The organism is Mycobacterium sp. TH-M103 (genome assembly GCF_057473785.1).
This window is the reverse complement of record NZ_JBYCLG010000373.1, coordinates 1-9,743: the sequence shown is the minus strand read 5'-3', so window position 1 is coordinate 9,743 and position 9,743 is coordinate 1. Positions and strand designations below refer to the sequence as shown.

At 67.1% G+C, this 9,743-nt stretch carries 10 protein-coding genes and 3 pseudogenes; 7 read left to right on the top strand and 6 right to left on the bottom strand.

What is annotated here, in order from left to right:
- A partial coding sequence (locus AC2VOR_RS20665; RefSeq protein WP_486964426.1) for a CoA transferase occupies positions 1-135 on the bottom strand: 135 nt, incomplete at its 3' end.
- Positions 136-603: 468 nt separating this feature from the next.
- Between AC2VOR_RS20665 and AC2VOR_RS20660 the strand changes: the two genes are divergently transcribed.
- The 4 genes from AC2VOR_RS20660 to AC2VOR_RS20645 are packed head-to-tail and all read left to right on the top strand — an operon-like array spanning position 604 to position 3,821.
- A complete protein-coding gene (locus tag AC2VOR_RS20660; RefSeq protein ID WP_369737048.1) occupies positions 604-1,305 on the top strand; it encodes an SDR family NAD(P)-dependent oxidoreductase in 702 nt (233 codons plus the stop codon).
- Between the two features lie 48 nt (positions 1,306-1,353).
- Complete coding sequence (locus AC2VOR_RS20655) at positions 1,354-2,214, top strand: mycofactocin-coupled SDR family oxidoreductase (protein WP_369741445.1); 861 nt, start codon at positions 1,354-1,356, stop codon at positions 2,212-2,214.
- A gap of 27 nt (positions 2,215-2,241) precedes the next feature.
- Positions 2,242-2,442, top strand: coding sequence for a ferredoxin (locus AC2VOR_RS20650; protein WP_369737047.1), 201 nt, complete (start codon positions 2,242-2,244; stop codon positions 2,440-2,442).
- Between the two features lie 14 nt (positions 2,443-2,456).
- Positions 2,457-3,821 carry a cytochrome P450 gene (locus tag AC2VOR_RS20645; protein WP_486964425.1) on the top strand — a complete coding sequence of 455 codons (1,365 nt, stop codon included), beginning with the start codon at positions 2,457-2,459 and terminating at the stop codon, positions 3,819-3,821.
- A gap of 29 nt (positions 3,822-3,850) precedes the next feature.
- Here AC2VOR_RS20645 and AC2VOR_RS20640 read toward each other — a convergent pair whose 3' ends face one another.
- From AC2VOR_RS20640 to AC2VOR_RS20620, 5 genes are all read right to left on the bottom strand, one after another.
- Positions 3,851-5,026: an acyl-CoA dehydrogenase family protein gene (locus AC2VOR_RS20640; protein ID WP_369737045.1), complete on the bottom strand. Its 1,176-nt coding sequence runs from the start codon at positions 5,024-5,026 to the stop codon at positions 3,851-3,853.
- The gene (locus AC2VOR_RS20635) at positions 5,010-6,008 is read right to left on the bottom strand and encodes an acyl-CoA dehydrogenase family protein (RefSeq protein WP_369737044.1); all 999 of its coding nucleotides are present in this window, start codon (positions 6,006-6,008) and stop codon (positions 5,010-5,012) included. The genes AC2VOR_RS20640 and AC2VOR_RS20635 overlap by 17 nt, the downstream gene beginning before the upstream one ends.
- 284 nt (positions 6,009-6,292) lie before the next feature.
- The gene (locus AC2VOR_RS20630; RefSeq protein WP_486964424.1) at positions 6,293-6,769 is read right to left on the bottom strand and encodes a DUF1942 domain-containing protein; all 477 of its coding nucleotides are present in this window, start codon (positions 6,767-6,769) and stop codon (positions 6,293-6,295) included.
- 218 nt (positions 6,770-6,987) lie between these two features.
- On the bottom strand, positions 6,988-7,389 hold the full coding sequence (locus AC2VOR_RS20625; protein WP_486964423.1) for a DUF1942 domain-containing protein: 402 nt from the start codon (positions 7,387-7,389) through the stop codon (positions 6,988-6,990).
- A 91-nt stretch (positions 7,390-7,480) separates the two neighbouring features.
- Positions 7,481-8,143, bottom strand: coding sequence for a nitroreductase family protein (locus tag AC2VOR_RS20620; protein WP_486964422.1), 663 nt, complete (start codon positions 8,141-8,143; stop codon positions 7,481-7,483).
- Positions 8,144-8,288: 145 nt separating this feature from the next.
- Here AC2VOR_RS20620 and AC2VOR_RS20615 point away from each other — a divergent pair.
- From AC2VOR_RS20615 to AC2VOR_RS20605, 3 pseudogenes are all read left to right on the top strand, one after another.
- A pseudogene (locus tag AC2VOR_RS20615) lies at positions 8,289-8,629 on the top strand (carboxymuconolactone decarboxylase family protein).
- 9 nt (positions 8,630-8,638) lie between these two features.
- Positions 8,639-9,299: pseudogene (locus tag AC2VOR_RS20610) on the top strand (NAD(P)-dependent oxidoreductase); the annotation flags it as partial.
- 269 nt (positions 9,300-9,568) lie between these two features.
- Positions 9,569-9,743 (top strand): annotated as a pseudogene (locus AC2VOR_RS20605) (amidohydrolase family protein); the annotation flags it as partial.

Genomic DNA, 9,743 nt, shown 5'->3' with positions numbered 1-9,743 from the left:
GCGCTGCGGGTCACCGGTCACCGCGTGCTCGACCTTGATCACGTCGGCGCCCCATTCGGCCAGCACCGCGCCGGCCGACGGGACGAACCCGTACATTGCGACCTCCAGGACGCGGATGCCCTCCAGCGGCCTCACGCGCGACCACCCGTCTCGCGCCTTGTCGGGGGCTTCAAGCAGTCGGGGCTGGGCTGGTCGAGGCAGCGGATCCGGGACGCAACATCGGTCGACCGGCTGGTGGTGTCGAATGCCTGCCGGGCCGCCGCCGCGTCCGCGACTGCTTCCGCGGTGTCCTGCACTGGCATTCGTACCCCTTATTGTGGTGCCGGTCACGAAAATTTGGTTCTCCTACGGGGCGAATCTTACATTCGTGTCTCGAAAATTCAAGAAAGTCCCGCGGTCGGGATCAGCGCGCTGACCAGCGGCACAAACGCTCCCACGGCGGCTCCACAGGCCCCTCGGCGCAGGCTGAGCGCGGTTTCGCGGCGATGTTGCACGCCGATCCGGCGTGAGAGTAAGGTTCTCATAATTGTAAGGGAGATTCTTTGTGAATGAGATGGCCGCGTCAATGACGTCGATGACGGGGACGTCCCCGTGGATGGGGACATGAAGACCGCAGTGGTGACCGGGGGCGGCTCCGGCATCGGGCTGGCCGTGGCGAACCGCCTGCGCGCCGACGGTCTCGATGTCGCCACGCTCGACCTGAATCCGTCCGACGCCGATTTCGCATTCACCGCCGACGTCACCGACCGGTCGCAGGTGGACGCCGCCCTGTCGGCGATCCGCGCCCAGCTGGGCCCCGTGACGGTGCTGGTGAACGCCGCTGGTCTGGACGGGTTCAAACGGTTCAACAACCTCACGTTCGAGGACTGGCAGCGCGTGATCGACGTCAACCTCAACGGGGTCTTCCACACGATCCAGGCGGTGCTGCCCGACATGGTGCAGGCCGGGTGGGGCCGCATCGTCAACATCTCCTCGTCGAGCACCCACTCCGGCGCTCCTTATATGAGCCACTACGTGGCGGCCAAGTCCGCGGTCAACGGGCTCACCAAGTCGCTCGCGCTCGAGTACGGGCCGAGCGGCATCACGGTCAACGCCGTGCCGCCGGGGTTCATCGACACCCCCATGCTGCGCGCCGCCGAGAAGAACGGGTTCCTCGGCAGCATCGAGGAGACCATCGCCCGCACTCCGGTGCGCCGGATGGGCAAGCCCGAAGACATCGCCGCCGCGTGCGCTTTCCTCGTCTCCGAGGAGGCCGGCTACATCACCGGTCAGATCCTGGGCGTCAACGGCGGCCGCAACACCTGAAGCACCCGGCCAATCGATTCATAAGGAGAAGTGGTGGGAGACGGCGCAGTGGGGCGCGTTGCCGGAAAGGTCGCCTTCGTCACCGGTGCGGCGCGGGGTCAGGGCCGCAGCCACGCGGTGCGCCTGGCCGAGGAAGGCGCCGACATCATCGCCGTCGACCTGTGCTGCGACATCGACACCATCGGTTACCCCATGGCCGCACCCGAGGATCTCGACGAGACCGCCCGGCTCGTCGAGAAGACCGGCCAGGCGGTGGTGACCGCGCATGCCGACGTGCGTGACGCCGGCCAGTTGCGGGACGCGCTGGGCAGCGGCCTCGCCGAGTTCGGCCGGCTCGACATCGTGGTGGCCCAGGCCGGCATCGCCGGCATGAGGGGCGAGCCGCCGCTCCAGGCGTGGTGCGACGTGATCAACACCAATTTGGTCGGCACCATCAACGCCATTCAGGTCGCGCTGCCGCACCTGGGTTCCGGGGCCTCGATCATCGCAACCGGATCCACCGCCGCGCTGATGGACACGGCCAAGAAGGACAACCCCGGGACGGACCCCGGCGGCATGGCCTACATCCACTCCAAACGCGGGATCGCCCACTACGTGCACGACCTCGCGACGGAGTTGGCGCCGTTGGGGATTCGCGCCAACGCCATCCACCCGACGAACACCAACACGCCGATGCTGCAGAGCGAGCCGATGTACCGCTCGTTCCGGCCGGACCTGGAAAAGCCGGCGCGGGCCGACGCGGAGCCGGTGTTCGGCGTGCAGCAGGCGATGAGGATTCCCTACGTCGAGCCGGAGGACATCAGCAACGCCGTGCTGTGGCTGGCCTCCGACGAGGCCCGCTACGTCACCGGCATGCAGTTGCGCGTCGACGCCGGCGGCTACCTCAAGTGGCACGACTACCAGCAGTGAGCCCATAGAACCATCGGAGGAGTCACCGTGAAAGTCTGGGTTGATCCAGAACGCTGCCAGGGCCACACCCTGTGTTCGATGATCGCTCCGGAGTCCTTCCGGCTCAGCGACATCGACGGCAGCTCGTCGGCGATCGACGAAGTGGTGCCGGCCGACCGGCAGGCCAAGGTCCGCGAGGCCGCGCAATCGTGTCCCGAGCAGGCCATCATCATCACGGACGAAAGCTAAAGGGAGACAGCGCCTTGAGCGTCGACGACGTCGTGAGCGACAGCGACCGCAAGAAGCACCGGTACCAGTTCGAGCGGCACTCCCCGGAGTACCGCAACCGCTTCGAGCAGATCACCAAGGAGATGCACGCCACGTGCCCGATGGCGTGGAGCGACACCTACGGCGGGCACTGGGTCGCGGCGGGCAGCCACGAGGTGTTCGAGCTCGCCCGCTGCCCCGCGGTGTCCAACGACCACGACATCCACAACGAACGCCGCGGCTACAAGGGCATTTCGATTCCCACCGCCAGCCGGATCAACCAGGTGCGGGGTGGGATCCTGGAAATGGACAACCCCGAGCACCACATCTACCGCAGCGTGCTCAACCCCTACCTGTCACCGGCCGCCGTCAAGCGCTGGGAGCCCTTCGTCAACGACGTGACGCGCGCCTGCCTCGACGAGCAGATCGAAGAGGGCCGCATCGACTTCGTCGACGATCTGGCCAACGTGGTGCCCGCCGTGCTGACGCTGGCGATGATGGGAATCCCGCTGAAGAACTGGCAGATGTACAGCGAGCCCACCCACGCCGCGGTGTACACCCCCGAGCACTCCCCCGACATCCAACGGGTCACCGAGATGCACCGGCAGATGGGGATCGACCTCGTCAACAACATGATCGAGATCCGCAACAACCCGCGGCCGGGGCTGGTCAACGCGCTGCTCGAGATGCGGATCGACGGCGAGCCCGCCCCGGATCTGGAGATCCTCGGCAACCTCGGGCTGATCATCGGCGGCGGCTTCGACACCACGACCGCCCTGACCGCCCATTCGCTGGAATGGCTTTCGGAGCATCCTGCCGAGCGCGAGCTGCTCAGCCGGGAGCGCGACACGCTGCTCGACCCGGCGACCGAGGAGTTCCTGCGCTACTTCACCCCGGCGCCCGGCGACGGTAGGACGTTCTCCGACGACGTCGAACTCGACGGGACACAGTTCAAGGAAGGCGAGCGGCTGTGGATCTCGTGGGCTATGGCCAACCGCGACCCCGCGGTGTTCCACGACCCGGACGAGATCATCCTCAACCGTAAAGGCAACCGGCACTTCAGTTTCGGGCTCGGCGTGCACCGGTGCGCCGGGTCGAACGTGGCGCGTACCGTGTTCAAGTCCATGCTGACCGCGGTGCTCGACCGGATGCCCGACTACCGCTGCGACCCCGAGGGCACCGTCCACTACGAGACCATCGGCGTCATCCAGGGCATGCGCAAACTGCCGGCGACCTTCACGCCGGGTCAGCGGATCGGCGCGGGACTCGACGAGACCCTGGACAAGCTGCAGCGCATCTGCGACGAGCAGGAGCTCGCGCGGCCAATCACCGAGCGCAAGGAAGCCGCCGTCATCGACTAGGTGGCCCGGCTTCGTCTGCTCGCGCCGGCTCAGCCCCTCGGCAGGCCCAGCACGCGCTGGGCGATGATGTTGCGCTGGATCTCCGAGGTGCCCCCCGCGATCGTCCCGCTGAAGCTGCGGGCGAAGCGCTCGAACCAGCTGGCGAAATAATGGTCGAGGTTCATGTGCGCATACGGGCCGCTCTGCCCCGGGTGCACGAGCCCGTCGGGTCCGGCGGAGGTCAGCGCGAGGTCCATCGCCCGCAACTCGGCCTCGGACCCGAGCAGCTTGAGCACCGAGATGGCCGCGGTGTCGTCCTCGCCACGGGCCGCGCCGGCCAGCGCCACCGAACCCAGCAGGCGCAGGGCCTGCTTGTCCATGATCGTGGTGGCGTACTGGTCGCGCTCGACCTCCGTGGTGGGGGAAAAGTCGTCGATCATGTTGCCGAGCCGGTCGGCGAAGCCCAGCCACATCATGGTGCGCTCGTGCCCGAGGGATCCGTTGGCCACTCGCCAGCCCTCGTTCAGCGCCCCTACCAGGTTCTCGGCCGGCACCCGCGCGTCGGTGAAGAAGACCTCGTTGAAATCCAGGTCATCGGCGGAGCAGATGGACGGAAACGGCCGGCGCTGAACGCCCGGGGTGTCGGTCGGGATCACCAGGGCGCTAATGCCCTTGTGTTTGGGGGCATCGGGGTTCGTCCGCACGAAGGTCAGCAACACGTCGGCGTCGTGGGCCCCCGATGTCCACACCTTCTGGCCGTTGACCACGAAGTGGTCGCCGTCGAGGATGGCGCGGGTACGCAGGGACGCCAGGTCGGACCCGGCGCTGGGTTCGCTCATACCCAGCGACGCGGTGATCTCGGCCCGCAGGATCGGTACCGCCCAGCGGCGCTTCTGCTCATCGCTGCCGAACGACAACAGCGACGCCGCAACGATATTCACGCCCTGCGGGTTGAAGCTGTGATAGATCCGCCGTCGACTGAGTTCCTCCAGGTAGACGAACTGCTGGACGACCGTCGCGTTGCGGCCGCCGAACTCCGGGGGCTGAGCGGGCAGCAGCCAGCCGTTGTCGAACAGCAGCCGCTGCCAACGGCGTGCCCACTGCGGCATGTGGGACACCGACCGGGGACGCTCGACCGTTTCACTTGCGGGGGGCAGGTTTTCGTCGAGGAAGGACGCAAACGCCGCCCGGAACGCCTCGACGTCGGGATCAAAAGTCAGCCGCACGGTACTCCTCCGCGATCCGCGCGCGGTGTTCCGCGGCTCCGCCGAGCATCAACTCCCCCGCCTTGGCGCGCTTGAGCGCGAATTGCAGGTCGTTCTCCCACGTGAACCCCATGGCGCCGAAAAGCTGTAGGCCGTGCCGGAATACCAGCGACTGACACTCTCCCGCAGACGCCTTGGCCATCGCGGCCGCCAGCCGGCGCCGGGGGTCGTCGGCAGCGATCGTCAACGCCGCGAAGTATGCCAGCGCCCGGGCCCGTTGCACCGCGACGTGCATGTCCGCCGCCTTGTGCTGCACGGCCTGGAACGACCCGATGGGCACACCGAACTGGTGCCGGTTGCGGACGTGGTCGAGTACCAGATCGAGGATGCGCTGGCACGCGCCCACCATCGTGACCGCCATGCCGGCCAGCGCCACATGGTGTGCGCGCTCCCGGTCGACCGCGAGCCGGGCCTCGTCGGGCACCCGGACACCGCAGAACGACAGGTCGGCGACGTGTAGGACGGGGTCGAAGACCGCCGACCGGCGGGCCGACACCTGGCCGGCCTCCGCGAGGAACACCCCGGCTTCGGTGACCACCGCGAACCGGTCGACGCGATCCCCGTCGAGCACGTGGCGCGCCGTGCCGTCCAGCACCCAGCCGTCGGCGTCCCGGTGCGCCGTCACGCCGGCACGCACGGCGGTGCCAGACTCGTGGGGGTCGAAGCGGTCCGCCGCCAACGGAGCGAACTGGCTCATCGTCGCCAGGAACGGGGTCGGGTCGGTCGCGTAACCCAATTCCTCGAGCACGATGGCGAGTTCCACCATGCTGTCCGGATCGCTCAGTTCGGTCCAGCCCTGGTCCACGTAGGACTTCCACAGCGGGCTCGGGTCCACGCCGTCCTCGGCGATGCTGCGGACCAGGGAGGGCGGGCATTGCTTGGTGAGCGCGTCTCGCACCGTGCTCTGCCACAGCCGCTGATCGGCATCGAACTCCAACAGCATCCCGGCCGCCTCCTGTCGTCACCGCCACCGCGAGAATACCATTCTCTCATACGGAAGTAATGATCTCGGAAACTGGCTATTGGCTGTTGAGAACGGTGGGCCGAGGGCGGCTATGCGTCCCCGGCCCGTGCAGAACCCGAGATTTATCGTCTTACCTACTGCCCCAACGGCTTTCGCCGCAGTAGAATTGCGGCCAGGCCCCAAAAACGTGGAGGCCGAGGGCGAGAACTCGCCCTCGGCCTCCACGTAAGGTGCGCGGTGAAGCTATCCGCGGCTCACCCCGCCTAGTCCTTCCACACGAGCTGATCGTTGGCGTCCACCGGGGTGAAGACGACGCTGTTGCGCTGCGCGCCGCCGTTGACGGTGAAGTACAGCTTTCCGCTCCGGCTCTGGCCCGCGGGGATCTCGCCGGCAGGAAGGCCGTCGGGGTTGTTCCCGAGGACCGCTGAGTAATTCGCGCCATTGGGGCCTACGGCATGGAAATCGCCGATGTGCGGGGTGACAAAGCCTTTGACGGTCTTGATGGTGGCGTCGGCTTCCAATACGCCGTCGTTGTGGCCGCTGGGCTTGAGGTTACCCACGGTGATGTCGGCGACGTCGGCGCCGTTGTTCGAGCTGGCCTCCTCCATCGTGCCGAAGGGCTTGGCCGGGGCGGCGCTGGCCGTTGTCGCCGTGAAGATCGCTGCCGCGGCGAGTCCGGCGACGGCCGCAGCTGTCTTGACAGTCGCTTGGAATGTCACGTTGGACTCCTTCTTGCACACCGATTTCCGTGATGTCGTGGCGGCCACGGTGCTCGGCCACCACACTGCACACGTAGGTTTCCCACCGTTGTAGTGACCGCGAAGTCTCGGCGCGGTATTTGTCGCTTCGTCCAAGCGCGTCAAACGCTTCCCGGCGGAGGGATTGGCTGAGCACGGGCGTGACCGAGGACGGTAACGCCCCCGGTCAAATGGAGCCGCTGCTCGCTATGCCGTCGCCTTCAGCCCTTCCAGACGAGCTGGTCTGCGTTGCTTCCGGTGCTGTACACGACGCTGTCCGGCTGGGTACCGCCGTTGACACCGAAGTAGAGCTTGACGCTGCGCGAGCTACCCGGGGCGATGGGCTGATTGGTCAGACCGTCCGGGTTCCTTCCCTCGATCGCGGTGTACTTCGACCCATCGCCCGCCTGGGCGTTGAAGTCGCCGATGACCGGGGTGACGGCGCCTTTCGCGGACTTGACCGTGACGTCGGCAACCCATAGCCCGTCGTTGTTGCCGCTGCGCTTCAGGTTGCTCACGGTGTAATCGGCAACCTCGCTGCCGCCAGCAGCAGCCAGCTCTTCCATCGTCCCGAATTTGCCGGTCTGGGCTGCCGCCGGTGTCGCCGCGAAGACGGCCGCCACCGCCAGTCCGGCCGCTTCTGCGCGGGTTGTCCTCGCACGGTCACGGCGGCTGGGCGTCGGGTGCGCCGACCTGTTGACGAGAAGCGACCGCTCAGGCCAGAGAACGAAGAGCGGCAACGACGTCGTCGGCGGGATCGCCCCAGTGGTCGAGGTTCACGGCCTCTGCGAGCGGGCGGCGACGGACCACACCGTGCCTGCCCCTGGGCCATCCGACCACGACATGCCCGGCCACCAGCCAGTCCTCGGGCACACCGACTGCGTCCCGCAGAAGTCGCTCGCCCCCATACGACGCCCAGCCGGTCAGGCAAGCCCCCAGGCCCTGCGCACGGGCGGCCAGCAAAAAGTTCTGCATGGCGGGGAAGATCGATCCTCCCAGCAGCAGTTGCGACGTAGTCGCAAAATGCTGCTGGGCGAACAACACCGAGGTGAACTCACCTGCGCGATCATGCAATTCGTAGGTCGCACGATAGGTGCGGGCACGGCGGCTGTCATCGTCGGCGGCGGGACGGCTCATGCCGTACACGGGCTCGATCACCTCCAGCGCGTGGGCCGCGGCCTTGGCCACGACGGCGCGCTGCTCGGGGGATCGCAGCACGACGAAACGCCAGCGCTGCGCGTTGGCGCCGGAGGGCGCCCAGGTAGCTGCCTGTAAGCACCGTGCCAGCGTCGCGTCGTCGACCGGTTCGTCCGTGAATCGCCGGATCGTCCGAGCCGTCGACATCACCTCCCAGACGTCGTCGCTTGCTCCGGTCATGACCGCTCCCTTCCGGCACCAGCTTCTGGCTGCAACCTATCGTGATACCACCACAGCGGCGGCCGGGGCATTCCCGTTTCCCGGCAGGCTGATTCGGCGACAATGCGCAATCAGGTGGCAAACGCCGCGACGAAGGAGAACACCGGTGGATCGCGAAACTTACCGGCGGGGCCTCGAAATTCGCTCCGCAGTCCTGGGTGAGGCCTATGTCAACCAGGCGCTGGCCGACGCGGACGACTTCAGCCGGCCGTTGCAGGACCTCGTCACCGAATACTGCTCGGGCGCCGTCTGGGGCCGTGAGGCGCTGCCGCGGAAGACTCGCAGCATGCCAACGAACTGCGCACGCACGTCAAGGCCGCACTGACCAACGGCGTCACCCGCGAGGAGATCCGGGAGATCTTTCTGCAGGTCGCGCTCTACGCCGGCGTGCCGGTTGACAGCTTCCACATCGCCCGGGAAACGTTCGCCGAAGCGGGGCAGGACTAGGAGTTCGTCATTAACATCGGGCTCATCGGGTTGGGCCACACGGGGTTTCCCATGGCGCGTCGCCTCATCGACGCGCGCCACGACGTCGTCGCCTTCGACGCGCAAGACCCCGCGCTGGAGCGCGTCGCACTGGGAGCCCGGCCGGCCGCGTCGGCCCGGGAGGTCGCCGATCGCACCGCAACGGTCATGGTTTCGGGCCCGCGCAGCGAATTCGACACCGTGCGCGCGGTCCTCGAGACACTCGGCCGGCCGTTCTACCTCGGCGAGAAGCCGGGCTCGGCACAGACGATGAAGCTGGCCAACAACCTGCTCGCCGCCAACGTCCTGGCCGCGACGGCAGAATTCGTGGTGATGGGCGCCAAAGCCGGCCTGGACACGGCAGTGATGATCGACGTGCTCAACGCGGGCGCGGGCGCGACGAGCGCAAGCCGCGACAAGTTCCCACGAGCGATCCTCCCCCGTACCTTCGACTACGGGTTCGCCACCGGGCTGATGGTCAAAGACGTGCGACTGCACCTCGAGGAAGCCGAAGCGCTCGGCGTGCCGATGGACGTCGCCCGGGTGATCGGGCGCCTCTGGGAGGCCGCCGAGCACGACGAAGGAAGGACCCGACGCCGACTTCACCACCGTGATCAAACCGCTGGAGAAAGCGGCAGGCGTCACCGGCGGCCCGTACCACCCGCCAGCGCGGCAGCACCGGGCGGGGAAGCAACCGCACCAGAACCCGCGCCGCACGCTGAAGGCCGCGGAGAATGCTATTATCCATATAGAAGAACGACGCTCACCGATGTGACGGCAAAATCTATGGCTACCAGGCGCGATGATTAACCGAAACGCTTACCGGAAACGGATTGATCGACCCCCGACGAGAATGTTAGCTTCTCTATCATATGGGCGAGTCCGACTCGCTGTGGCTACCGAAGCCCGAGGATGGCTTTCGTGATCGAACACGCTGACGGGACCCGCACGCCGTTGATCGACGCCAGCGTGCACATCTTCTTCCCGTCCAACAAGGATTTGCGGGCCGTGCTGCGCGAGCCGTTCAAGAGCCGCGGTTTCCCCGACTACGAGATGGACTGGTACGGGGCGCCGGGCGGTGAGTACGCGCCGAACG